The organism is Streptomyces sp. NPDC017529 (assembly GCF_044329785.1).
Classification (GTDB): Bacteria; Actinomycetota; Actinomycetes; order Streptomycetales; family Streptomycetaceae; genus Streptomyces.
Window position 1 is genome coordinate 129,850 of sequence record NZ_JBIRJY010000013.1, and the last position, 25,083, is coordinate 154,932.

A 25,083-nucleotide genomic window follows, 5' to 3' on the forward strand; every position below is an offset into this window, starting at 1 on the left:
CTGCCGGCGCGGGCCGGGCGTCCGGCGAAGGCCGGTCGGCCAACCTACCCGGTTTCCTGCCGGACCGAAGCGGCGGGGTGCGCGGGGGCCGGGGGGCTGCCCGAGGGCGAGGGCGTCCCGGATGCGGCGGAATACGTCGAGGTCGTAGGGGCGGCGGGGTGGCCGGGGGCCGCGCAACCGCCGGAGGGGGTACGGACCGTACGGCTGCCGGAGGCGCCGGGCAGGCCGGCGGACGCGGACGCCGCGGTGGCAGCGGTTTTCATCCGTTCCTCGTCGTAATCCTTCCAGTCCGCGGGCGGCCACGTCGCCCCGGGCGCCGCCAGTGCCTTGTCGATTGCCTCCCGCAGACCCTCTCCGAAGAATTCGGCGACTTGTCGTACCAATTTCAGCGCCTCGATGGTGCCCGAGCTGAGGGGCCTGGCCATTCGATCGGCACCACCGGGCACGCTGCGCGGGGTGAAATGCGCGATTCGGGTCGCCCGGAGAGCCTGCGGGTGCAGACCGGCGCAGGCATAGCCGATCGCCAGGGCGATCCGCCGTACCGCGTCGTCCGCTCCGCGTGTCAACTCCCCGGCTCCGAGAAGCGTCTGATTGGGGCTGCCGGGCCCTTCGTTCCCGTCGGACGTCCGAGGCGGCAGCTTTTTCTCCTCGGCCACGAGCAGTCGGTGCGCCCGTTCCATGACGGCCGCAACAAAAGCCAGTTCTTCCAGGTCGATGGACTGGGTCATCGCGATCCTCCCCTGCCGTGTGCGTACAACGGCACCGTAGGATCGCCCGGCCCCATACAGGACCCGATCCGGCGGAAGCAGACCCATTGGAGTTAAGGACGGACCTTGTTTCCGGGCATCAGTGCGCGATGGCGTCGATGAGTTCGCGCGCGCCTGGGCGTGGCAGCGCGACGGCGGCGGAGGTGGCGCGCTGACGACGTCAATCGTGGCGCCGGAGCCGCGCGGCGAAGCGTGTTCACCCGGCCGTGAGGCGCTGTCCCCCCGTTCGCCCGTCCCGGCGTGCGGACCGGCGGGGGCTGGGTCAAGGTCATCTCGTCAGCTCCACTACATGATCTACAGGAGAGTCACATGCTTCGTAACGTCGCGATCACCCTCGCCGGTGTGACGGCGGCCGGTTTCCTGGCCGCCGGGCCCGCTGCCGCCGACTCGGGCGGCGGCGGCGCCGCGGGCGGCACGTACGCCTCCGGCGGCTACTCGTCCCAGAACACGCTCGCCGGCTACCGGCACCACAACGTCGGCGGCCCCTCCGGCGTCACCTCCACGGGTGCCGCGTACGCCCACAGCAAGGCGAGCGGTTCGTTCGACTACGGCCACTACTTCCGGGCCGTCTGGCACTGAGTCCGGTCCCGATCGCGTCGGCACACCCGACCGCCGCGCCCCGCGTCCGTCGCACGGCGCGGGGGCGCGTCCACACCGTACGGGTTCCTGCTGACGGACCCCGTGGCATCGTCCGGCCGCCCTTCCCCTTCACGTTCAGACGCCTCGACGGCGGACGCTGCCACACGCACGCTTGCCCCACGGGTTCCAGCACTCCGTGGCGGATGACGGAACGCACGGACAACGGCCCTCTGCCCGGGGAACTCCCGCGCAGAGGGCCGTTCGGCGTGCTCGTCCGGAACCGAGCGGGGAGCGGGCAAGGGGCCGGGGTGACGGCCTGGCCCCTTGCCGCCCGTGCGGGTGATTCCGCCGGTACGCACCGGCTCTCCTCAGCTGTGGCTCTGCTCCGGGGGCTCCAGGACGAAGACGGGGATCTCGCGGTCGGTCTTCTGCTGGTAGTCGGCATAGTCGGGATACGCCTCGACCGCGCGTCCCCACCACAGGGCCTTCTCCTCGCCCGTCACCTCACGGGCCACCAGGTCCTGGCGCACGGGGCCGTCCTGTAGCTCGACGCGCGGATCCGCCACGACGTTGTGGTACCAGACGGGGTGCTTGGGCGCGCCGCCCAGGGAGGCGACCACGGCGTAGGTGCCCTCGTGTTCCACCCTCATCAGCGGCGACTTGCGAATCTTGCCGCTCTTGGCGCCTCTGGTCGTCAGCACGACGACCGGCAGACCCTTTATCGTCGTCCCCTCGGTGCCGCCGCTGCTCTCGTACAGCTCGACCTGGTCGCGTACCCACTGTTCCGGGCTCGGTTCGTATTCGCCCTCAAGTGGCATGGCATCCGTCCCATCGTCGCTCGTGCGTTCGGTGTCGTTTCGCACGGCCCCGTCGCGGCCCGTCGGCCACCCGTGAACGACCTGACCTTGTCGCAACACCGGGGGCCCGCGCAATCATCCCGCCGGGTGTCGTGGCGGGGAGCGCAGGAAGCCGTCGGGCGGGGCTGCTGCGGCCCGAACGGCTGCCCATCGGCTACCGGCGGCCGCTCCCGTCCCTACGCCACCGGTGCTCCCGCGCCTCCCATGGCGGCCTTGCGCTGACGGCCCGCCAGGCGGGAACCGGACTCGCGGCGCGTCGTCCTGCGGAGCAGCGGTACGGCGAGGAGGAAGCCGAGAACGACCCAGGCGGTGAGGACCAGGGCGACCATGGGCAGTTCCCAGGAACCCGCGGCCTCGGCGGCGAGGGCGCTGTCCGGCAGCAGCGCCGACCGCAGGCCCTGTGCCATCCACTTGAGCGGGAAGAGCGCGGCTATCTGCTGCACGATCTGGGGCATCCGGGTGCTCGGGAACATCGTTCCCGAGATCACCAGCAGCACCATGGAGGGCAGCATGATCAGCGCGAGCGCCTCGCGCGGGTTGGGCAGGACGGCGCCGATGGCCGCGCCGAGCGGGACGACCGCGAGCAGTCCGAGGCCGGCGACCCAGACCAGGGTCAGCCACTGTGCGGGGCCGGCCGGCAGCGGGCCGTCGGCCAGCAGGGCGCCGGCGGTGAGCAGGAGCACCAGGGTGCCGACGGCCATGCCCACGATCAGCAACGCCTTGGCGACGAGGTAGGCGGTTATGCCGCCCGGCGTGGCCCGCAGTCGCAGCAGGGCGCCCTCTTCGCGCTCGGTGACCAGCATCTGCGGGATGTTCAGCATGCCGAGCTGGAAGAGCAGGTAGGCGGAGAACCCGGCGATCATCAAGTGCCCCATGGGCAGCTCGGTCCCGGGGACGGAGTCCTTGACGGTCACGGCGAGCACGATCGCCACCAGGACGTTCACCAGGTGGCCGCCCATCTCCTTGCGGCTGCGCAGCAGCTGGCGGAGCTCGATGACCCCGCGCCGGATACCCGCGCGCAGGTACCTCCGCGTTTCCGTCCCCCTCATGCGGCACTGTCCTCTCGGTTCTCGGTGTTCACCATGTGCAGGTAGGTGTCCTCCAGGGTCGGGCGGCGCACCTCCAGGTCGGCTATCGGTCCGCCGGTGTCGCGGTGCAGCTCCCACACCAGCCGGGAGGGGTCGTCGGTGCGCTCCCGCCGCGGGGTCCCGTCGTCTGCCGTCCAGCGCACCTCGGCACGGGCGGCGGCCTGCCGGGCCAGTTCGGCGGGGGTGCCGCAGACCCGTATGCGCCCCTTGACCAGTACGGCGATGCGGTCGGCGAGCCGTTCGGCCTCGACGAGGTCGTGGGTGGTGAGCAGGACGGTGACGCCCTCGTCTCGGGCGAGCTTCTCCACGAGCGCGTGGAAGTCGTAGCGCGCCTCCGGGTCGAAGCCGGTGGTGGGTTCGTCGAGGAAGAGGAGTTCGGGGCGGCCGACGATGCCGAGGGCGACGTCGAGGCGGCGGCGCTGCCCGCCGGAGAGCCTGTTGACCTGCTGGTCCGCCTGGGCGGTCAGGCCGACCAGGTCGAGCAGCCCGGCCGGGTCGCGCGGGTCGGGGTAGTACTCGGCGAAGTGCCCCAGCAGCTCGCCCACCCGCCAGCGGGCGTGGTCGCGCCAGGACTGCAGAACGAGTCCGAGCCGTCCGCGCCACGCGTCGCCGCCGCGCACCGGGTCCGTGCCGAGCACGTGCACGTCACCGGACGAGCGCCGGCGGAAGCCTTCGAGTATCTCCACGGTGGTCGTCTTGCCGGCGCCGTTCGGTCCGAGCAGGGCGAAGATCTCGCCGCGGTGGATGTCCAGGTCGACACCTCGCAGCACTTCGGTGGAGCCGTAGGTCATGCGCAGGTCTCGGACGTGGACGACGGTTTCGGTCGTGTTCATCGGCGGGCCTCCGTACGCGTCGGGCTCGCGGCGGCGCCTTCGACGATCGCGCGCAGCGCCGCCACGTGTCCTTCGAACGCGGTCCGCCCCTGTGCGGTGAGCCGGACCTTGGTGCGGCGCTTGCGCCCGCCGCCTTCCTTCTGGATTTCCAGGTAGTGGGCCTCCTCCAGCGTGTGGAGCTGTTTGGAGAGCGCCGAGTCGCTGAGCGAGAGGCTGTCCCGGATGAAGGGGAAGTCGGCCCATTCGGTGGCGGCGAGCAGCGCGACCACCGAGAGCCGGGTGGAGGGGTGGATCAGTTCGTCGAATCCCGCGGGGGTGCTCATCGCCGGCTCCCGTCGCGGCTGCGCACCGGGGCGAGGGCCCATCGGTTGGCGGGCGCCGTGACCAGCAGGAAGAGGCCGGAGCACACCGTGGCCTGGACAAGGCTGCCGTACGACAGCCGGGCCCACTCCACCAGCCAGCCGCTGAGCCCTATGCTGGCCGCGCTCACCACGGCGGCGGCGACGAAGACGACCGACGAACGCCATGTGTAGTGCGAACGGTGCAGCCGCATACGGGACTTGCGGCTTGCCTGTACGGCCATGGCACCAAGCGCGGCCATGTAGGCCGCCGTCACCCCCCAGGTCCCCCACCTGGGCAGGTCGAGACCGCTGACGGCCAGGTAGAGCCACATGGCGGCGGCGATCGGCAGATACGCCCGCCGCCCGTTTCCCGCGCAGCGCTCCAACTCGTCGTAGACCCGCTCCTGCGGGACCCGGATTCGCTGGAGGTCCGCCCAAGCGCGCTCGGCGTCCACGGGTGTGGTCATGCACATCGCCTCCCCAAGACGTTGACGTGCCGAATCTTCGGCAGTCGGCACCCATGCCGCCGACTTTCCCAGTAGGAAAGTTACCGCCGACTTTCCCGCTGGGCAAGTAAAAAATACGGGAGCCGCACATCCGCCCGGCGCGGGGCGGATGCGCGGCTCCGCACGGGCTGTCAGGCGATCCAGTGCGTGCGCCGGGGCGTGGACGCGGGGGTGAGGCCGTCGGCGAGGGCGGTGGCCATGCGGTGTACGGCATCGCGGAGGGTGTCGGCGGGGGTGGTGTACGGGATGCGCAGGCGGTGTTCGAAGACGCCGGGGTCGGCGGCGAAGCAGGCGCCGCCCTCGATGCGTACCCCGTAGTCGAGCGCCCGGCCGGCCAGTGCCGAGGAGAGGGGGCGGCCCAGGTCCACCCACAGGGACAGGCCGCCGGGGGGCAGTCGCCAGGACCACTGCGGTAGCCGCTCGGACAGGGCCGCGGCCAGGGCGGCACGCTGCCGGCGTAGCTCTGCCAGGCGGGGCGGCAGCAGTTCCCCGGCCCGGTCCAGGAGTTCGAGGGCCAGCAACTGGTCCAGGACCGAGCCGCCCATATCGATGGCGACCCGCTGGCCGGCGAGTTCGGTGACCAGCCTGGCGGGCGCGCGCAGCCAGCCGATGCGCAGGCCCGCCCAGTGGGTCTTGCTCATCGAACCGGTGGTGATGACCTGGGCGGCCGCTTCCGGCGTGGCGTGGGAGGCGAAGGGCGCCGGGCCGGGGACGTCGAGGGCGAGGTCGGCCAGGGTCTCGTCGACGACCAGCCAGGTGCCGGAGCGTTGTGCGGCGCGCAGCACGCGGGCGCGCTGCGGTCCGGGCATGAGGCAGCCGGTCGGGTTGTGGAAGTCGGGGATCAGGTAGGCCAGCCGTGGCACGGCCTGACGCAGGGCCGCTTCCATGATCTCGGTGTCCCAGCCGCTGTCGGTCACGGGGACGGTCACCGTACGCAGGCGGGCGCGCCGCAGCGCCTCCAGGGCGTTCGGATAGGACGGGTTCTCGGTCAGGACCCGGTCGCCGGGGCGGCACAGCAGTCCCAGGACGAGTGTGAGCGCGTGCTGGGCGCCGGAGGTCACCAGGATCTGTTCGGGCACGGTGGCCAGGCCCCGGCGGGTGAACCGTTCGGCGATGGCGGCGCGCAGTTCCGGGAGGCCGTAAGGGTGGTAGCCGGGTGTGTGGACGTGCTCGGCCAGCTGTGGGGCGATCCGGGCGAGGGCGTCGGCGAGCGCCTGGTGCGGCAGTCCGGGGGCGGCCCTGGCCAGGTCGATGGCGGTGTCCCGGGACCTGAGGAGCCGGGTGACGCCGTGGGGGGTACGGCCCTCGGGCAGGGCCGTCCAGGTGCCGGAGCCCTGGCGGCTGTGCGCGTACCCGCCTTCGCGCAGCAGGTCGTACACGGCGGTGACGGTGGCGCGGCTGGTGCCCAGGGCTGCGGCCAGTTCCCGTTCGGCGGGGAGTTTGACGTGCAACGCGATCCGCCCGTCGAGGATCAGCTCGCTGATCGCCCCGGCCAGGTGGCGGTAGGCGGGCCTGGCTGCCGACGGGTCGGGCAGCAGCGCGGCGAGCTGCCGGCTCCCCATGGTGCGGCTCGCCCTGCCCACGGGCGGAAGCGCTTCATTGTGGGCCATGCCACTCCCCCGGAATTGGCCATGTCTTGCAGACCATTCAGCGTACAGAGCCGGTAATTTCCGTACGTCGATGATCAACAGGCCGGGCCGCCCTCGCGCGGCCCGGCACACCTTCAGGAGAGCGACATGAGCGACAATCCCACCATGCGCGCGATCACCCAGGACTCCTTCGGCGGCCCCGAGGTGCTACACCTCACCCAGGTGTCCCGGCCCGAGCCGCTGCCCACCGAGGTGCTGGTGCGGGTGCGCTCGGCCGGGGTGAACCCGATCGACTGGAAGACCCGTTCGGGCGGCGGTATGGCGGGCGTTCTCGGGGACCCGCCGTTCACCGTGGGCTGGGACGTCAGCGGGGTCGTCGAGGAGGTCGGCTTTGGCGTGCACACGGTCGAGGTGGGCGACGAGGTGTACGGGATGCCGTGGTTCCCGCGGCAGGCCGGCGCGTACGGCGAGTACGTGACCGCCCCGGCCCGGCAGTTCGCGCGCAAGCCCGCGGCGCTCGACCACGATCACGCGGCCGCCGTGCCGCTGGCCGCGCTCACCGCCTGGCAGTCGCTGGTGGACGCGGCCCGCGTCGAGGCGGGGCAGCGGGTCCTGGTCCACGCGGCGGCGGGCGGCGTCGGCCATTTCGCGGTGCAGTTCGCCAAGCACCTGGGCGCGCACGTCATCGGTACCGCCCGGACGGCCAAGCACGACTGGCTGCGCTCGCTCGGTGCCGACGAGCTGGTCGACTACACCGAGGAGCGCTTCGAGGACGCGGTCCGCGACGTCGACGTGGTCATCGACCTGGTCGGGGACGAGCACGAGCGGACCAGCACCCGCTCCCTGCGCACGCTGCGGCCGGGCGGCACGCTCATCGCCGTCCCCTCCGGGGTCTCGCCCGACCTGGTGGAGGCGGCCCGCGCACAGGGCGTGCGGGCGAGCGGCTTCCTGGTGGAGCCGGACGGCGCGGCGCTCGCCCGTATCGGCGGGCTCGTCGACGCGGGGGCGGTGACGGTCGAGGTCGAGGACGTACTGCCGCTCGCCGAGGCCGCACAGGCCCACCGCCGCGGCGAGGAAGGCCGCACCCGCGGGAAGCTGGTGCTGCGGGTGGCCTCCTGAACGGGTGCCCGGAATTCCGGGCGGAATTCGCGGGCCGCCCGACGTACTGACGAAAGTACGGCGGCCCGATTCGCCGGTGTTCGTACGGCAGCGGGCGCGGCGCCGGTAACGGCCGACCGCGGCACGCGTGTCCGGCCGGGGTCACCCCACGGCCGCGCGCGCCCGCAAACCGATGCCGATGGTTATGCGTCGACCCATTCGTGGGACTGGGCCTGCTTCAGAAGGCGCTGGCGGGCCTGGAGGATCTGCTCGCCCGTCATGCTCGGCACGCCGGAGACCAGCACTTCGGTCACCTCGTCCAGGAACTCCTGGGCGGAGAGCGTGTCGCACAGGACGCCGTCCTCCAGATTCCCGTCGTGGCCCGCGCCGTGGGCGCGGTGCATACCACCGGACCGGCTGGGAGCGGCCTCCAGGAAGCGCACCTCCGAAGCCTTGGGACCCCGGTCCCCTTCGTCCACCAGGAATTCGACCTTGACGCCCGGGGCCATCAGGCCCTTGTCGAATTCGAGGTCGTTCACGTGCACGAAGACGTCTTCTCCACCGTCGTCGGGGACGACGAATCCGTAGCCGCGCACCTCGTCAAACCGAATAACCTTGCCCGAAACCATCACGGTGCCCCAAACCCCAATTCCACAACTGCCCGCACTTTTCGCATACACCCGCCGCCGGTCCCGGCGGCGCCGTTCCCGCCTGGCGCCCGGCAAAGGCAATCGCCGGAGGCGGGGACGATTCGGTGGATGTCCCGCCCATACTATTGCCGAGCGACGGCGGAACGTCCAGCCCGGCGGCCCGCCTTGCACGCTCACGGCGTACGCGGGCGGGCCGCGGGGCGCGCGACCGGGTCAGTCAGCGGCCAGGGCGGCTCGCACCTCCTCGGCGAGCAGCCGTACGTATGCGCCGGTCCAGCCCTCGATCGTGCCGTGCTCCCACAGGTCGGTCGAGTATTCGACGTATCCGGCCAGCGCGTCGCCCGCCGGGACGAGCCCGAGGTTGAACTCCGCGCGGGAGGCCGGGACGGCCAGGTCCTCGACCGCGGTGTCCAGGCCGGGCAGCTCGATGTCCGTCTTCAGCGAGTTCTGGTACTGGAATCCGCACGGCACGCGGTCCGGTATGCGGGCCCCCGCCTCCTCGCGCAGCGCTTTGGCGAGCCGCCGCAGCGGCACGATGTGGTCGACGGCCTCGGTCGACGCGTACGCGACCTGGCGGACGAGCCGGGTGAAGGTCCCGGCCTCGTCGAGCCGGATCCGCAGCGGGAAGCCCGCGGCCGTGCAGGCCACCAGCGACTCGAAGGCCTGGCGCTCCCGGTTGGCGTAGGACACGTTAAGGACGACTTCCGGCTTTCCGGAGAGCTTGGCCATCAGCTGCCCCAGGGCTGCGACGGTGACCGCGTACGGGGTCGTGTCGCACTTCCTGGCCAGCCGTTCCACGTCGGCCCTTACGTCCGCGCCCACCGTGAAGAGCACGGCGCGGCCCTGTCCGCTCAGGGTTTCCGGGCGCGGCCGGTCCAGGGGCAGCGCGTGCTGGAAGGGGGCTCCGTCCAGTTGGCGGGCCCAGTACTCGAGGACGCGCTTCTCGGGCTTCTCCCGGACGCTGTCCCGCTGCCAGAGCGCGTACTCGGTCGGCTGCGGCACCGTGTCGTCCAGCTCGTGGGGCGTTCCGGTCGCGGCGGCCGTGTAGAGGGCGGCGAAGTCGCTCAGCAGGATGCTGACGGCCCAGCCGTCGCAGACGGAGTGGTGGAGGAGGACCAGCAGCACCCAGGCCGACGGGCCGGTGCGCAGCAGGCGGTACTTCGGTGCCACCCCTTCGGCGAGGTCGAACCGGGTGCCGGCGACCTCCGCGCTGATGCGTTCGACCTCGGCGCCGTCCGCGTCTCCCGTCAGGTCCTCGGCCCGGAGGTCCACCGGCCGCGGCCGGAACACCTCCTGCCACCAGTCCTCGCCGTCCTTCACGTAGCGGGTGCGCAGCGATTCGTGGCGGGCCGCGAGTTGGGTGAGCGCGGTGCGCAGGGCCGGTGTGTCGAGGTGACCTGTCAGGGTGATGCGCAGAGCGATGTTGTAGACCTGCGGCAGCGCGTGGCGGTGGTGCTGGTCGATGAACGCCCGCTGCTGGAGGGTGACCGGGGCCCGGGCGGCCACGTCGGTGGCGCCGTCCGCCGGTTCGTCCGCTCCCCCGTCCTCCGCCGGCCCGTCGCCCGCCAGGTAGTCCGCCATGGCCCGTACCGTCGGCTCCTGGTAGAAGCGCACCATCGGGTATTCCCGCCCGAACACCTCACGGGCGCGGTTGACCAGCCGGATCGCGGCGATCGAGTGACCGCCGAGGTCGAAGAAGGAGGTGTCGGGGCCGATGACGTCGGCCGTGAGATCGAATGCGTCGGCCCAGAGGGCACGCAGGCGGCGCTCCAGGTCGGTCCGGGCGGCGGTGGTCTGCGCGGGGGCGGTCTCCGGCCGGCGGGGGTGTTCCGCGCTGCGGCCCGGGTGCACGGCGGTGACGGTCTCGGGGGCCGGGAGCGCGGCGCGGTCCAGCTTCCCGTTGCCCGCGAGGGGCAGTTCGGTGAGGACCGCCCAGGCCCGTGGTACGAGGTACTCGGGCAGCCGGGCCGTGAGGTCGCGGGCCAGGCGGTCGGCGAACGCCTGGCGGCCGGCCGCCGTGAGGGCTTCCGCGCCGGGGTCGGCCGGTACGGCGTAGGCGGCGAGGTACGCCTCGTCCCGGCTGTCACGGCGGGCCAGCACGGCCGCTTCGCGCACTCCGTCCAGGCCGCTGAGCACGCGGGCGGTCTCTTCCGGTTCGACCCGGTACCCGCGGATCTTCACCTGGTCGTCGACCCGGCCCCGGAACTCCAGCGCCCCGTCCTCGGTCCACCGCACCAGGTCACCGGTGCGGTAGTACAACGGGCCGGCCGCCGGTTCGTGCGCGCCGGGCTCCAGCGGATCCGGTACGAAACGTTCCGCGGTCGGCGCCGGGGCGCCCAGGTAGCCGCGGGCCACGCCCGGCCCCCCGACGTACAGCTCCCCCACCCCGCCGCGCGGCACCGGCGCGCCCGACGCGTCGAGGACCCGCAGCCACACGTTGTCGACCGGGCGGCCGATCGGAATCGGCGCGGAGCCGTCCTCCGGCGTGCGCGGGCCGACGGACTGCGCGGTGCACAGCACGGTGATCTCGGTGGGCCCGTACACGTTGACCGTCTCGTACGCCACGTCCGGGTGCGGCCGGGTGCGCAGCACGTCGCCGCCCAGCAGCAGGTGGCGCAGCGGCGGCTGTTCGGCGGGCGGCAGCGCGAGCAGCGTCTCGCCCAGAGCGGTGGGCAGGATCGAGAAGGTCACCTGCTCCCGCGCGTACCAGCGGGCCAGCGCGAGCGGGTCCGTGCGGACCGTGTCGTCGGCGATGGCGACGGACGCCCCCGCGGTCAGCGCGGGCCAGATCTCCAGGACCGAGGCGTCGAAGCTCTGGCTGCACACCAGGGCGCTGCGGTCGGCCGAGGTGAATGCGAAGCGCTTGTGGTGCCACTGGCAGAGGTCGACGACGCTGCGGTGGGGCACCGCGACGCCCTTGGGCGCGCCCGTGCTGCCGGAGGTGTAGATGACGTAGCACAGGGACTCGGGCCCCGCGCCGGCCTGCAGAGTCCTCCTCGCGCGGGTGGTCGCGGCGTTCTCCCTGTCGTCGAGGCCGGCGACGTCGATGACGGTCAGGCCGTCGGGAAGGGTGAGGTGGTCGGCCCGGGAGCCGCTGGTCAGCAGGAGGCGGGCGCCGCACTCCGCGAGCACCGCGGCGGCCCTGGCACGGCCCAGAGACGGGTCCAGCGGCACGTACGCCCGGCCGGACTTCAGCACCGCGAGCATCGCCACGACCAGGTCGGTGGAGCGCGGCAGCCACAGGGCCACCACGTCGTCCGTCCCACTGCCCGGCGCGGACCGCTCCCGGATGACGTCGGCCAGTTGCCCGGCCCTGGCCTCCAGTTGGCGGTAGCTGAGCCGGTCGTCTCCGCAGAGGACGGCGGTGCGGTACGGGGCCTGGGCCGCGCGCCGGGCGACCATGCCGTGGAGGGTGGCGCGCGACACCGGCCGGATCGGGCCGTGGAGCCACGCGGCGGGCACCGGTTCCCCGGAGCGCGCGGCACCGGCGTCGCGGGCCGCTGTGGTACCGAGGCGTGACAGCGGGGTCTCCGGTGCCGCCACGGCCGCTTCGAGGAGGTCGCGGAAGGTACGGAAGAACCCGTCCACGGTGCCCGCGTCGAACAGGTCGGTGTTGTACTCCAGGTGGCAGCGGATGCCCTCGGGCTGGTCCGTGAAGTACACACCGAGGTCCGTGAGGGCCTTGTCCGGGCCCGCGTCGATCACGGTGGCCCGGACGCCGGGCAGGTCGAAGCGGAACGGGTCGCTGCTCTCGAACTCCGCGAGCACCTGGAAGACCGGCGTGCGGTCGGCGGTGCGCGCCGGGGCCAGCTCCCGTACGACCGTCTCGAAGGGAACGTCCGCGTGGTCGTACGCGTCCAGGGCGACGCCCCGCACCCGGTCGAGGAACGTGGTGAACCCCGGGTCCCCGGACAGGTCGAAGCGGAGCGCGAGGGTGTTGACGAAGAAGCCGAGCAGGTCCTCGGCGCCCTGGGGGCGGTCGGACATCGGGGTGCCGACGACGATGTCCCGCTGCCCGGTGACCCGGTGCAGCATCGCGGTGAAGCCGGCGAGCAGGGTCATGAAGAGGGTGCCGCGCCGCCGCCTGCTCAGGTCCCGCAGCCGCGCGGACAGCTCCGGGCCGAGCCGGTGGAACACGGCGCGCCCGTTGGAGGTCATCTCCGCGGGCCGCGGGCGGTCGCAGGGCAGGTCCAGCACGGGCAGTTCGCCGCCGAGCGCGCCGAGCCAGTACTTCAGGTCCGCGGCGCTCCCGGGTTCGTCCAGCGTACGGAGCCGGTCGCGGGCGTGGTCGGCGTACGTGCGGGTGAGGACGGGCAGGCCGGCGTCGGAGCCGTCCCGGGCGGCGCGGTAGAGCGCGGACAGGTCGCGGGCCAGGACGGTGGCGGAAGCCGCGTCCACGACGATGTGGTGCAGGGAGAAGACCAGGACGTGCCGCTCCGGGCCCAGCTCCACCAGCCGGGTGACGAACAGCGGCCCGTTGACGAGGTCGAAGCGCCGCGCGCTCTCCTCCTCCAGGACGGCGCGGACCGCGGCGTCCTCGCCGGCCGCGCCCGCGTCCGTGCGGTCGAGCACCGCGAAGTCCGGCTCGGACGGCGGCCGTACGAGCTGGCAGGGCTCGTCGTCGATCTCGCGGAAGACGGTGCGCAGTCCCTCGTGCCGGGCCACCAGCCCGCACAGCGCCGTACGCAGCGCGGACACGTCCAGCGGGCCGTCCAGGCGGATGGCCTTGGTCTCGTTGTAGGCGGTGCGGCCCGGGAGCATCCGTTCGAGGAACCAGATGCGCTGCTGTCCGGGTGAGAGCGGCGCCGCGCTGTCCCGGGCGGGTTCGGGAGGCGCCGTACGGGCGGGCGGCGCGGACGCGCGGACGCTCCGCGCAGGCTCGTGGTACCGGCGGCGCAGCGCGTCGACGTGGGTCAGGCCGTCCCGCAGCGCGTCCGGGGCGACGCCGAAGTCGACGAGTGAGACGATCTCGTCGGCGCCCGCGTCGCGCACCGCGTCCACCACGGAGGCGACGGTGTCGGCCGTGCCGATGAGCGCCCGCTGGTCGCAGTAGCGGTCGTAGGCGCGGCGGAAGAGCACGTCGAGGTCGTCCTCGGTGAGCGTGGACAGGTCGACGTGGTGGCCGAGGCTGTTGGCGACGTTGCCGAACAGGGAGAGCGAGGCGCGCATGTAGCGCGACAGCGGCTCGTACGCCTCGGCGCGCGCGGTCCGGTGGTCGGCCGCGAGGTAGGTATGCAGGAGGACGGCCACCCGCCCGGCGTCCGGGTCGAGGCCGTGCTCGGCCCGGGTGCGGCGGTAGAGGGCGACGTTCTCGGCGAGCTGCTCGACGCTCTGGGTCATCAGGTTGGTGACCACGCCGACGTCGTTCCGTGCGGCGGCCGCGTACGAAGCGGGGTTGCCCACCACCGCCGTGAACACGGGCGGGGAGTCCTGGACGGGGCGCGGGAAGAGCCGTACGTCGGTCTCGCCGTCGCCGCCGGTGCGCCGCACCGCCTCCCCGCGCCAGAGCCGGCGCACCTGCTCCAGCTGCTCGTACATCATCTCCTTGTGCCGGCCGAAGCGCTCGGGGAAGAAGACGAAGTCGTTGGCGTGCCAGCCGCCGGCGCAGCCGATGCCGACGCGGCCGCCGGAGAGGTTGTCGGCCATCGACCACTCCTCCGCGACCCGGACCGGGTCGTGCAGGGGCAGGACGACCGAGCCCGCGTTGAGCCGGATGCGCCGCGTCTCGCGGGCGAGGGCGGCGGCGAGCACGACGGGGTTGGGGAACAGGCCGCCGAAGGAGTGGAAGTGCCGTTCGGGCATCCAGAGCGCGTGGAAGCCGTGCTGGTCGGCGAAGCGGGCGGTCTCCAGGATGTGGTCGTACTTGCCCGCGGACGGCGCGGCGGTGCCGTCGGAAGCGGTTTCGTCCTGGGGGTAGTCGCCGAAGAAATAGATGCTGAAGTCGGGGGCGCGGCGGGTGGTCGGGGCCTTGGCGGCGCGCGCAGCGACCGTGTTCAGGGCCACGCCGGGGGTCTTCTCCGGCACGCCGGGGGCGGCATCCGTCTCCCGGGCGACCGGCTTCGGCACCGCCACCGGTACCGGCTTGGGTGCCGGCTTCGGGCCGCCCGGGAAGAACCCCGCGCCACGCAGCTCACGGAGCGAGCCGCGGACCGCGTCGGCGACGAACTCGACGTCTTCGTCGGAGTGGGCGGTCGACAGGAAGAAGTTGCGCCATTCCCAGACGTGCACCCCGCGCAGCATGAGGTGGTGGTACAGCAGCTCCATGTCCGCGCGGTGTTCGAAGCGGAACTGGGAGCCGAAGTGGCTCACCCGCAGGGGGAACTCCTCGTCCTCGAAGAAACGGTTCAGCGTGCCCGCCAGTTGGTCGGTACGGGCGTTGAGCCGCTCTTGGAGCCGGGGACTGTGCTCCTTCAGGTGCGTCAGGACCGCACGGGCGGCGACCATCGACACGGGGTGCTGGATGTACGTACCGCCGAAGAACGTGGTGTCGGCGGGCGGGTAGCTGGCGTCCCCGTACTGCCAGTAGCCGCCGTCCACGCCGTCCATGATGTCCGCGCGGCCCGCGATGGCGCCGATGGGGAAGCCGCCGCCGAGCAGCTTCCCGTACGTGGCGAGGTCGGGGCTGACGCCGTACAGCTCCTGGGCGCCGCGGAGCGCCGGGCGGAATCCCGTCAGCATCTCGTCGAACATCAAGACGATGCCGTGGCGGCGGGTGACCTCGCGCAGCTGCCGTACGAAGTCGACGGGGCGCAGCGACGGGTGCCGGCTCTGCACGGGTTCGACGACGACCGCGGCGATGTCGTCCGCGTGCGCGGTGATGGCCTCCAGGCTGGCGGTGCTGCCGTAGTCGAGCACCATCAGGTCGGCGACGCTGTTGTGCGGGATGCCGGTGGAGACGGGGACGGTGGCCCGGTCGGCGCCGGTGCCGGTGGAGCGGCCCAGGACGTTGTCGGCGTGGCCGTGGTAGGCGCCGTGGAAGGTGACGATGCGGCGGCGGCCGGTGGCGGCGCGGGCCAGGCGGATCGCGGCGGAGTTGGCCTCCGTGCCGGAGTTGGCGAACGCCACCCGCTGCATGCCCGTCAGCTCCGCCAGCAGCTCGGCGGCCTCACCGGTCTCGACGTTGCGGGGGCCGAGCTGGATGCCCCGGGACAGGTGCTCGCGGACGGCCTCGCTGACGAACTCCGGCTCGTGGCCGAAGAGGAGGACGCCGAAACCCATGGTGATGTCGACATAGCGATTTCCGTCGACGTCCTCCAGGCGGGAGCCGCTCGCCCGGCGCCCGGCGATCGGGTACAGCATCTCCTTGGTCTTGCTGCGGAAGCCGACGACGGCGCGGCTGTCGGCCAGCACGCGGCGGTAGCGCTGGGCGATCTCCTTGGACGTGGCGGTCTTGGCCGTGTACCGGCGTACCAGGTCGTCGAGGTGCGCCTGCTGCGACGCGGACGCGGAGCCGCCCACCATGCCCGAGCCGCGCGAGACGGTCACCCGGGGGCCGTGCACGGCCTGCTGCCGCTCGGCCGCCGGCCGCTCTTCCCGCGGCGCCGCCGACCCGTCCGGAGCGGCGGCCGCGATCCGCTGCGCGACACGCCGTGAGAGGTCGGCCATGGCCGCCAGGTCCTGGTCCACCGCCGCTGCCGCGGCGCTCAGCCCGGTCACTTGCCACCCGCCTTTCCGTTGGGCACCACAGCGCCGCCGGCCAGCAGCCGGGACAGCTGCTCCATCTGGGACATCATCTGGAGCTGGAGCTGCGAGAGCTGCCGCACCTGGCGGGTGAGGTCGGCCAGCTCCGCGCGCGTCACCTGGCCCGGCTCGTCCGCCGCGGGCTCCGGTGCCGGTACGGGCTCGGCGGGAGCCGGAGCCGGAGCTGACTCGGCGGGCGCCGGTGCCGGTACGGGCTCGGCGGGCGCCGCGGGCGCGGCCGGGTCGCCCGCCATCCGCCCCACGATCAGCTCCGCGAGCTGCCGGGAGGTGCTCGCCTCCTCGAACAGCTCCCGCATCGCGACCTTGACCCGGTGTTCCTGCTCCAGCTCGCGCAGCACGCTGATCATCTGCAGGGAGTCCGCGCCGAGGTCGAAGAAGGACGTGTCCCCGGTGATCACGCCCGCGTCGTGGCCGAGGTGCTTGGCGACCAACTCGATGACGCGCCCGAGTACCCGCTCGAACACTGCCTCGTCCTGTGCCACGTCTTCCTCTTCTCTCGCTGATGCGTGTGCTGTCCCGCCGGCCCGGACCGCCCGGACGGCGGTCGGTTCCGGCCCCAACCAGTAGTTCTCGTGCTGGAAGCGGTAGCCGGGCAGGCTGGTCGTGCGGCCCTGGCAGCCCTCCGTCAGCGCGGGCCAGGCGATCTCCGCCCCGGCGCAGTGGAGGTGCGCCACCGCGTCCCACAGGGGAGCCGGCCCGGCGCCGCGCCGCAGCGTCGGCACCGCCCGCACGCCGGGCAGCGCCGCGCGGGCGAGTCCGCTGAGGGTGGTGTGCGGGCCGATCTCCACGAGCGCTGCGGTGCCCGTCTCCCCGAGCGTGCGCAGCACCGCGTCGAACCGCACCGGTGCCCGTGTCTGCCGTACGAAGTAGCCGGCGTCCGGCACCCAGCCCGGCTCGTGGCGGCGGCCGTCGAGGCAGCTCACGAAGCCGGTCGTGACGGGACGGAACGTGATGCCGTCGAGCAGGTCCCTGAACTTGTCCAGGACCGGGTCCACCAGCGCGGTGTGGAAGGCGCGCGTCACCGGCAGCCGTTGCGCGGTGATGCCGCGCTCCGCCGGCAGTGCCAGGAGCCGGTCCACGGCGGTGACGGGCCCGGCGAGTACCTGCCGCTGCTCCCCGTTGACGACGGCGAGTTCGAGGCCGGTGATCTCGGCGGTGAGCCGCAGGGCGGTCGGCAGGTCCGCCGACACGGCGGCCATGGCGCCCGGCGCGCAGTGGTCCTGCATCAGCCGGCCGCGCTCGGCGGTGATCCGCAGGCCGTCCGCGGCGGTCAGCGCGCCGGCCGCGCACAGGGCCGCGTACTCGCCCACGCTGTGCCCGGCCACGACGTCCGGCACGATGCCCAGGTGACGCCAGAGGCCGGTGAGCGCGTACTGCAGGGCGAAGAGAGCCGGTTGCGCGATCCGGGTGTCCTCCGCCGCGGCGCGGTCGGCCTCGGGGTCGAGCAGCACTTCCAGGAGGGATGTTCCGTAGAGCTCCTGGTGGTGGCGCTCGCAGGTGTCGAGCAGGTCCCGTACGACGCCGTAGCGCTCGTACAGGGGCTGGGCCATGCCGGGGTACGGGCTGCCCTGGCCGGTGAACAGGAACCCGGTGTTCACCCTGCCGTCCCGGGGTAACGCCCCCGTCGTCACGGCCGGGGCCGCGGTTCCCGCGCCGCCGGCGCCGGTGAGCCAGCCGTCGAGGGCGGCGGCGAGGGCGGCCGGGGACCCGCCCCTGGCCGCCAGCCGGTGGCGGTGGTGGACGCGTCCCGCCGCGGTGGTCACCAGGTCCGCGAGGTCCGCGTCGGGGTGCCGTTCGAGGTGGTCGCGTAACGCGCGGGTGTTCGCGGTGAGGGCTGCTGCACAGTGGCCGGACAGTACGAGGACGTCCGGCGGGGCCGGCGCTGCGGTGCGGGGAGCGGGCTCGGGGGCCTGCTCCAGGATGATGTGCACGTTCGTGCCGCCGACGCCCAGCGAGGTGACCCCGGCCCGGCGCGGCGTGTCGCCCTGCGGCCAGGGACGTGCGGACTCGGGGATGTAGAAGGGGCTCCGGTCCAGGTCGAGCGCGGGGTTGGGCCGGCTGAAGTTGGCCATCGGCGGGATGACGCCGTGCTTGAGCACCAGCAGGGCCTTGATGAGGCTCGCCAGGCCCGAGCAGACGTCCAGGTGGCCGATGTTGGCCTTGGTCGAGCCGATCGCGCAGTAGCCGGTCCGGTCGGTGTCGGCGCGGTACGCGGAGGTGGCGCCGTCGAACTCGATCGGGTCGCCCTTCAGCGTGCCCGTACCGTGCGTTTCGAGGTAGCCGACGGTGTCCGCGCCGATCCCGGCGTGCCGCAGCGCGCGGCGGATGGCGCCGCGCTGCCCCGCCGCGCTCGGCGCGGTGTACGTGGTCTTGTCCGCGCCGTCGTTGGTGACGCCCCAGCCGCGGATGACGCCGTGCACGGTGTCGCCGTCGGCGAGCGCCCGGTCCAGGCGCTTGAGGACCACGGCGGCGACGCCCGTGCCGCCCACCGTGCCGTCCGCTCCGGCGTCGAAGGCGCGCAGGGTGCCGCTCTTGGAGAGGATCGAGCCCTTCACGTACCGGTAGCCGACCACCTGCGGCACGTGTACGGCAGTGGCGCCGGCCAGCGCGATGTCGCTGTCGCCGACGAGCACCGACTGCGCGGCGAGCTGCACGGCGACCAGGGAGCTGGAGCAGGCGGTCTGGACGCTGACGGCCGGCCCGGTCAGGTCGAGGCGGAAGGCCGTGCGGGTGGCGGTGAAGTCGGTGACGTTGCCGACCAGGGCCTGCATCTTGGCGGGCCAGTCGTCGCCGACGTGGTCCTTGAGGATGTTGTTGAGGAAGTAGTTCTCGAAGGTGTACAGGTGGTAGCCGGTGCTGGCGAAGACCCCGGTGCGCAGCCCGTCCCGCTCGCGCGGGTATCCGGAGTCCTCCAGCGCGTGGTAGGCGCACTCCAGGAACATCCGGTGCTGCGGGTCGGTGAGCCGCGCCTCCCGGCCGCTCATCCCGAAGAACGCGGCGTCGAACCCGGCGATGTCCTCCAGGATGCCGCCGGCGCCGACGAAGTCCGCCGCCCGGTATTTCTCCGCGGGGATGCCCGCGGCGGCCAGTTCCCCGTCGGTGAACCGCCGTACGCAGTCCCGTCCGTCGCGGATGACGCGCCAGAACTCCTCGGGGGTGTCCGCCCCGGGGAAGCGGAAGGCCATGCCGATGACCGCCACGTGCGAGCCGGCCGGTGCGTTCACGAGGTGCCGCCCTCCGCGGCGGAGACCTCCCGGCCGGGCGCCGGGCCGCCGCTCTCCCGGGCCGGTCGTGCGTGCGGCGACCGCGCACGCCTTTGGGACAGCACGACGAGCAGGACGGCGCACAGGACGATGGCCAGCCCCTGGAAAGCGCCGACCACGTGGAGGGGCGAGTAGCGCTCCAGCAGGGCCGCGCTCACGATCATTCCCAGGCCGAAGCCGGCGTTCTCCGCGGAGGCGGAGAGGCCGAAGAGCCGGCCGCGCTGGTCGTCGGGGGCGGCCTGCAGCCGGGAGACGTACGCGATCTCGGTGAAACCGTCGGCCATGCCGGCGACGAGCGCGGCGATGGCGGCGGGGACCGCCGGCAGCCCGCTGAAGACCACGATGAACGCCGCCGACATCACGCACGAGCCGATCGCGAAGGCGCGCTCCCCCGGTGAGCGCCCGGTCTTGCCCGTACGGCGCGAGCACACCTGCTGCGCCACGATGTTGCCGATCGCCCAGGTCGCCCAGAACTGGCTGACGAAGGCGGCCGGGTGCGACGGGTCCAGGGCGCTGGAGTAGACGGGCAGGGCCACGTTGTGCGAGGAGGAGCCGAGGCCGTCGGCCGCGCGGACGGCGACCATGACCGCCAGCAGCGGAGCGGCCCGCAACAGTGCGAGCGAGGCCCAGCGGCCGGGTCCCGCGGCGTCCGCGGCGCCCCCGTCCTGGTCCTCCGACGCGGCGCGGGTGCGGATGGGCAGCAGGAACAGGATGGTCGCCGAGATCGCGAAGGTGGCGGCGTCCAGGGCGAAGGCCGTGGTGTAGCCGAACCGCGCGACGACCACGCCCGCCGAGGCGAAACCGGCGATCATGGCCAGCGAACGGCCGGTCACCAGCAGGCCGTTGGCCCGGGTCCGCAGGCCGGCGCCGACGATCTCCGGGACGCTGCTGCGCAGCGCCACCTGGGAGAGCGTCGAACAGGCCCCGGTGCCCACCGCCAGCGCGAAGAGCAGCGGGACCCGCGCGCCGTCGGGCGCGAGCAGCAGCAGGACCAGGGCCACCGCCTGGGCCAGGTCCGCGCACACCATCAGCCGCTTGCGGTCGCGGCGCGACACCAGCCGGCCGCTGACGAACCCGGACAGCACGCTGGTGATCAGGCGTACGGCCATGAACAGGCCCGCGGCCAGCGCGCTGCCCGTCACCTGGTAGACGAACACGTTCAGCGCCACCATGTTCAGGTAACTGCCGTACGCGGAGATGGCGTTGCCGACGACGAGCAGCCGGAAGTGCCCCACCCCTGTTCCCCCCTAGCGCCCGAGCCGGCCTGCGGGCCGCCGCACGTCGGCGGCGGACGTCTTTACAGTCACCCGGTTCGCGGGGCGCCTGGAGACGCGACATCCGGTGACTTGACCCGCGCTTTACCCGACATGTAGGGGTCGCACCGGTCCGGCCGCCGCCTCCTTGCGTTTTGCGGCGTCCATGGTTAGATCAATCCGCATGTCACAGGGGATGTGCGGCCTCTGGGACACCGTCGGCAGTTCTGCTCCGTACGCGCGGGAGGGCGCACCATGGCCGGTCCTTCGCAGGCCGTTCCCGGCGCCGGGCCGACGGGTCCGCGAGCATCCCGCAGCGTGGCGGCCGCACCACGGCCGCGCCCCGCTCCGCCCGCGCCGCCGGACCGATCGTCCTGACACCGCGGGCCGCCGAACACTCCCTGCTCCACCGTCACCCCTTTTGGAGAAGAGATGCCGGATCACAGCGCGCACACCATGACGCCGGTGCTGTCCCCCCGCGAGCGTGAGGTGCTGTCGCACATCGCCGACGGCCTGACGTACGACCAGACGGCCAGGCGCCTCGGCATAAGCGTCCACACGGTCAGTACGTACCTGCGCCGGATCCGCGCCAAGCACCCGGCTCCGACCCTCGCTCATCTGGTGCGGCTCCAGCTGGCGCAGAACAGCGGCTGACGGCTCCGCCGTTCCGCGAAACCGGTGCCGGTGCGTCCGCTTTGGCTGATTCGCGCCCTGCCGACGACCGGTATCCGGACAACATCACGTAGCCGGAAACCGCGCCCCCGACGACTGCCGGAGACCGTGGCGGGTACTCACGCCGGACCCGGCGGTCGCCGCCCCCGTACCACGCGGCGGGATCCGATATCGCCCGAACAGACCAGGCACGGCCGTGGCGCCCCGGCGCCGCGCGGGCGCCGTGGTGGACTGCGGACCCGGACAGCGTGCGCCGGCGCCCAGCGGACGGTCGACGGAAGGACGCGTGATGCGCCGTACGACGAAGGCCGTACCCGGCCCCACCGATCATGTCGTCGTCATCGGCGCGGGCCTGTCCGGGCTGTCCGCCGCGCTGCACCTGCTCGGCGCCGGACGGCGGGTGACCGTCGTCGAGCGCGCGCACCAGCCCGGCGGCCGGTGCGGCAGGTGGGAGCGGAACGGCTACCTGCTCGACACCGGGCCGACCGTGCTGACCATGCCGGACCTCGTCGAGGAGGCGTTCGCCGCAGTCGGCACCGCGCTTGCGGGACGCCTCGTACTCCTGCCGCTGCACCCCGCCTACCACGCCCGGTTCGCCGACGGCAGCACGCTCGCCGTGCACACCGGCGCCGAGGCCATGGAAGCCGAGGTCGAACGGTTCGCCGGGGCGCGGGAGGCCGCGGGCTACCGGCGGTTGCGCTCCTGGCTCGGCCGCCTGTACGCGGTCCAGATGCGGCGCTTCATCGACGCCAACTTCGACTCGCCGCTGCAACTGCTGAACCCCGACCTCGCGCGGCTCGCGGCGCTCGGCGGCTTCGGGCGCCTGGACGCCCGCATCGGCCGGTTCCTGGCCGACGAGCGGCTGCGCCGCGTCTTCTCCTTCCAGTCGCTGTACGCGGGCGTGCCGCCGGCCCGCGCTCTCGCCGCGTACGCCGTGATCGCCTACATGGACACGGTGGCCGGCGTGTACTTCCCGCGCGGCGGGATGCACGCCCTGCCGCGCGCCATGGCCGACGCCGCGGCGGAGGCGGGGGCGGAGTTCCGCTACGGGCGGGAGGTACGCGTGCTGGAACGTTCTTGCGGCCGGGTCACCGCCGTCGTCACCGAAGCGGAACGCATCCCGTGCGACGCGGTGGTGCTCACCGCCGACCTGCCCGAGGCGTACCGCCTGCTCGGCCGCCGCCCGCTGCGGCCGCTGCCGCTGCGCCACTCCCCCTCGGCGGTCGTCCTGCACGCGGGCACCACCACGACCTGGCCCGAACCGGGCCACCACACCCTCTCGTTCGGCACCGCCTGGCACCGCACCTTCGACGAACTCACCCGCACCGGGGCCCTGATGAGCGACCCTTCGCTGCTGCTGACCCGGCCGACCGCCACCGACCCGTCGCTGGCACCGCCCGGCCGCCACCTGCACTACGTCCTGGCGCCCTGCCCCAACACCGACGTCGGCCCCGGCGTCCGGGCCTGGCACGACCTCGGCCCCCGGTACCGCACCGCGCTCCGCGCCGAGCTCGCACGGCGCGGCTTCACCGGCCCCGACGCGGCGGCCGAGGAAGAGTGCCTGGTCACCCCGGCCGACTGGAGCCGCCAGGGGCACGGCGCCGGCACGCCGTTCTCCGCCGCCCACACCTTCGCGCAGACCGGCCCGTTCCGCCCCCGCAACCTGGTGCGCGGCACCGAGAACGCCGTGCTGGCCGGGTGCGGCACCACCCCGGGCGTCGGGGTGCCCACCGTGCTGGTCTCGGGCAAGCTCGCCGCCGCCCGGGTGACCGGATCCGGAACGGCACGGCCCGCCAAGGTGATCGGCTCCGGCGCCCGCCGTCCCGCCCGCGCGCCGGAGGGCACCTCGTGACGGTCAGGGAACTGGATGCCGCGGGCATCACCGAACCCGCGCTGCGCGCCGCCTACGCCCACTGCCGCCGGCTCAACGCACGCCACGGCAAGACCTATTTCCTGGCCACCCGGCTGCTGCCGGTGGCCCGCCGGCCCGCCGTACACGCCTTGTACGGCTTCGCCCGCTGGGCCGACGACATCGTCGACAGCCTGGACGCCGCCACTCCCCGGGAACGCGCCACGGCGCTGCGCGCTCTGGAGGAGCAGCTCGAGGCCGGGCTCGCCCGGGGCGGCGGCGAGGAGCCGGTGGTGCGGGCGCTGGCACACACCACCGCCGTCTACGGCATCGACCCGGCCTACTTCACCGCCTTCATGGCCTCCATGCGCGCCGACCTGGAGGTGACCGACTACCCGACCTACGCCGACCTGTGCGGCTACATGTACGGCTCGGCCGCGGTGATCGGCCTCCAGATGCTGCCCGTCCTCGGCACGGTGACGCCGCGCGAGGAGGCCGCCCCGCACGCCGCCGCGCTCGGTATCGCCTTCCAGCTGACCAACTTCCTCCGGGACGTCGGCGAGGACCTGGACCGGGGCCGGGTGTACCTGCCCGCCGATCTGCTGGCCGCGCACGGCGTGGACCGGGAGATGCTGCGCTGGAGCCGGCTGACCGGCGCGGGGGACGCGCGGATCACCGCGGCACTGCGGGCCGCCGCCGACCTCACGCGCGGCGTCTACCGCGAGGCCGCTCCCGGCGTCGCCATGCTCGCCCCGGCCTCCCGGCCGTGCATCCGCACCGCGTTCATCCTCTACCGCGGCATCCTGGACGCCGTGGAGGCCGACGGCTACGCGGTCCTGCACCGCCGCGCCGTCGTGTCGCGCCCGGTCCGCGCGACCGTGGCCCTGGACGGGCTGGTACGGGTCACCGCGGCGCGCACCCGTGCCAGGGGCGGTCGCGCGGCGTCGGCGCCCGCGCGTACGCCGGGGGCAGCGGAGCCCGAGCGCCCCTCGACCTCACTGCGAGCCGGAGGTAGCACCGTGCACGCTCCCCGCCCGTCCGACCAGGGCCGCTACCCGCTGCGGGTGCGGCGGCGCCCCGTGCCGTGGGAGTGCCAGCGGCCCACCTGGCGGGAGGCCGCGCCCGCCGTCATCGCGGGGGCGCTCGCCCGTGCCAAGGCCCGGCCGTCCGGCAACTGGTACGCCGTGGGCGCCTCACGGGACGTCGGCCGGGACCGGCCCCTGGGCCGCACGGTCGCCGGGACGGAGGTCGTGCTCTGGCGCGCCGCCGACGGGCGGCTGCGGGGCGGCCCCGGCGCCTGCCCGCACCTGGGGGCGCCGCTCCGGGACAGCCCCGTGCGGTGCGGCACGCTCATCTGCCACTGGCACGGACTCGCCCTGGACGGCGGCCCGGCCGCCGGGTGGGAGCCGTATCCGGTGTACGACGACGGGGTGCTGGTCTGGGTGCGGCTGGACCGGGCGGGCGGCGAGGAACCGCTGGACCGGCCCCGGGTGCCGGAGCGCCCGCGGCCGGCCGGCGCCGTCGCGGCCGTCCACACCGGGGCCGGGCGCTGCGAGCCGGAGGACGTGGTCGCCAACCGCCTCGACCCGTGGCACGGCGGGTGGTTCCACCCGTACTCCTTCGTGGACCTGACCGTGACGGACACGCCGGCGGGCGGGGCGGACGCGTTCACGGTGGACGTCTCGTTCAAGGCCGCGGGGCGGCTGGTCGTCCCGGTCCGCGCGGAGTTCACCGCTCCGGGGCCGCGCACCGTGGTCATGCGCATCACCGAGGGCGAGGGGGTGGGGTCCGTGGTGGAGACCCACGCGACGCCGCTCGGCACCGACGCGGCAGGGCGTCCGCGTACCGCCGTCGTCGAAGCGGTCGTCGCCGTCTCCGCCCGCCCGGGGTTCGCGGTGGCCCGCGCGGCGGCACCCCTGCTGCGGCCCCTGATGCGGGCCGCGGCGGGGCGGTTGTGGCGGGACGACATGGCGTACGCGGAGCGCCGCTGGGAGCTGCGGAGCACGGGGCGCTTCCCCGGCTGAGGTGATGCGCGGC

General features: G+C 73.6%; 16 protein-coding genes and 1 pseudogene. 6 read left to right on the top strand and 11 right to left on the bottom strand.

What is annotated here, in order from left to right:
• Positions 1-44: 44 nt before the first annotated feature.
• Positions 45-728: a hypothetical protein gene (locus ACH4K4_RS28650; RefSeq protein ID WP_398171274.1), complete on the bottom strand. Its 684-nt coding sequence runs from the start codon at positions 726-728 to the stop codon at positions 45-47.
• A gap of 348 nt (positions 729-1,076) precedes the next feature.
• Between ACH4K4_RS28650 and ACH4K4_RS28655 the strand changes: the two genes are divergently transcribed.
• Positions 1,077-1,346: a hypothetical protein gene (locus tag ACH4K4_RS28655; RefSeq protein ID WP_398171276.1), complete on the top strand. Its 270-nt coding sequence runs from the start codon at positions 1,077-1,079 to the stop codon at positions 1,344-1,346.
• Positions 1,347-1,714: 368 nt separating this feature from the next.
• Here ACH4K4_RS28655 and ACH4K4_RS28660 read toward each other — a convergent pair whose 3' ends face one another.
• From ACH4K4_RS28660 to ACH4K4_RS28685, 6 genes are all read right to left on the bottom strand, one after another.
• Positions 1,715-2,164 (bottom strand): nitroreductase family deazaflavin-dependent oxidoreductase, encoded by a 450-nt coding sequence (locus ACH4K4_RS28660; protein WP_398171278.1) that lies wholly within the window; start codon positions 2,162-2,164, stop codon positions 1,715-1,717.
• Positions 2,165-2,379: 215 nt separating this feature from the next.
• A complete protein-coding gene (locus ACH4K4_RS28665) occupies positions 2,380-3,252 on the bottom strand; it encodes an ABC transporter permease (protein ID WP_398171280.1) in 873 nt (290 codons plus the stop codon).
• Complete coding sequence (locus ACH4K4_RS28670) at positions 3,249-4,124, bottom strand: ABC transporter ATP-binding protein (protein WP_398171281.1); 876 nt, start codon at positions 4,122-4,124, stop codon at positions 3,249-3,251. The genes ACH4K4_RS28665 and ACH4K4_RS28670 overlap by 4 nt, the downstream gene beginning before the upstream one ends.
• Entirely contained in the window at positions 4,121-4,447 is a 327-nt protein-coding gene (locus ACH4K4_RS28675) for a transcriptional regulator (protein ID WP_398171282.1), read from the bottom strand. Before ACH4K4_RS28675 ends, ACH4K4_RS28670 begins: the two co-directional genes overlap by 4 nt.
• Positions 4,444-4,932, bottom strand: a complete 489-nt coding sequence (locus ACH4K4_RS28680; RefSeq protein WP_398171284.1) for a hypothetical protein — start codon at positions 4,930-4,932, stop codon at positions 4,444-4,446. The genes ACH4K4_RS28675 and ACH4K4_RS28680 overlap by 4 nt, the downstream gene beginning before the upstream one ends.
• A 170-nt stretch (positions 4,933-5,102) precedes the next feature.
• Positions 5,103-6,581: a PLP-dependent aminotransferase family protein gene (locus tag ACH4K4_RS28685; RefSeq protein ID WP_398171286.1), complete on the bottom strand. Its 1,479-nt coding sequence runs from the start codon at positions 6,579-6,581 to the stop codon at positions 5,103-5,105.
• Between the two features lie 126 nt (positions 6,582-6,707).
• On the opposite strand from ACH4K4_RS28685, the gene ACH4K4_RS28690 reads away from it, so the two are divergent.
• Complete coding sequence (locus ACH4K4_RS28690; RefSeq protein WP_398171288.1) at positions 6,708-7,679, top strand: NADP-dependent oxidoreductase; 972 nt, start codon at positions 6,708-6,710, stop codon at positions 7,677-7,679.
• A 182-nt stretch (positions 7,680-7,861) separates the two neighbouring features.
• On the opposite strand, the gene ACH4K4_RS28695 is transcribed toward ACH4K4_RS28690, so the two are convergent.
• From ACH4K4_RS28695 to ACH4K4_RS28710, 4 genes are all read right to left on the bottom strand, one after another.
• Complete coding sequence (locus ACH4K4_RS28695) at positions 7,862-8,287, bottom strand: cold-shock protein (protein ID WP_398171289.1); 426 nt, start codon at positions 8,285-8,287, stop codon at positions 7,862-7,864.
• A 234-nt stretch (positions 8,288-8,521) separates the two neighbouring features.
• Positions 8,522-15,964: a MupA/Atu3671 family FMN-dependent luciferase-like monooxygenase gene (locus tag ACH4K4_RS28700; protein ID WP_398171290.1), complete on the bottom strand. Its 7,443-nt coding sequence runs from the start codon at positions 15,962-15,964 to the stop codon at positions 8,522-8,524.
• Positions 15,961-19,233 carry a type I polyketide synthase gene (locus ACH4K4_RS28705; RefSeq protein ID WP_398171292.1) on the bottom strand — a complete coding sequence of 1,091 codons (3,273 nt, stop codon included), beginning with the start codon at positions 19,231-19,233 and terminating at the stop codon, positions 15,961-15,963. The genes ACH4K4_RS28700 and ACH4K4_RS28705 overlap by 4 nt, the downstream gene beginning before the upstream one ends.
• Entirely contained in the window at positions 19,230-20,507 is a 1,278-nt protein-coding gene (locus ACH4K4_RS28710; RefSeq protein WP_398171293.1) for an MFS transporter, read from the bottom strand. The genes ACH4K4_RS28705 and ACH4K4_RS28710 overlap by 4 nt, the downstream gene beginning before the upstream one ends.
• Before the next feature lie 450 nt (positions 20,508-20,957).
• Here ACH4K4_RS28710 and ACH4K4_RS28715 point away from each other — a divergent pair, with 450 nt between their 5' ends.
• The 4 genes and pseudogenes from ACH4K4_RS28715 (at position 20,958) to ACH4K4_RS28730 (ending at position 25,070) form a co-directional block, all read left to right on the top strand.
• Positions 20,958-21,179: a response regulator transcription factor gene (locus tag ACH4K4_RS28715; protein ID WP_398171294.1), complete on the top strand. Its 222-nt coding sequence runs from the start codon at positions 20,958-20,960 to the stop codon at positions 21,177-21,179.
• A 307-nt stretch (positions 21,180-21,486) separates the two neighbouring features.
• Complete coding sequence (gene crtI / locus ACH4K4_RS28720) at positions 21,487-23,049, top strand: phytoene desaturase family protein (RefSeq protein ID WP_398171296.1); 1,563 nt, start codon at positions 21,487-21,489, stop codon at positions 23,047-23,049.
• Positions 23,046-24,032: pseudogene (locus tag ACH4K4_RS28725) on the top strand (phytoene/squalene synthase family protein); the annotation flags it as partial. The gene crtI and the pseudogene ACH4K4_RS28725, both read left to right, overlap by 4 nt.
• A 33-nt stretch (positions 24,033-24,065) precedes the next feature.
• On the top strand, positions 24,066-25,070 hold the full coding sequence (locus ACH4K4_RS28730; RefSeq protein ID WP_398171334.1) for a DUF5914 domain-containing protein: 1,005 nt from the start codon (positions 24,066-24,068) through the stop codon (positions 25,068-25,070).
• The last annotated feature ends 13 nt before the right edge of the window (positions 25,071-25,083 follow it).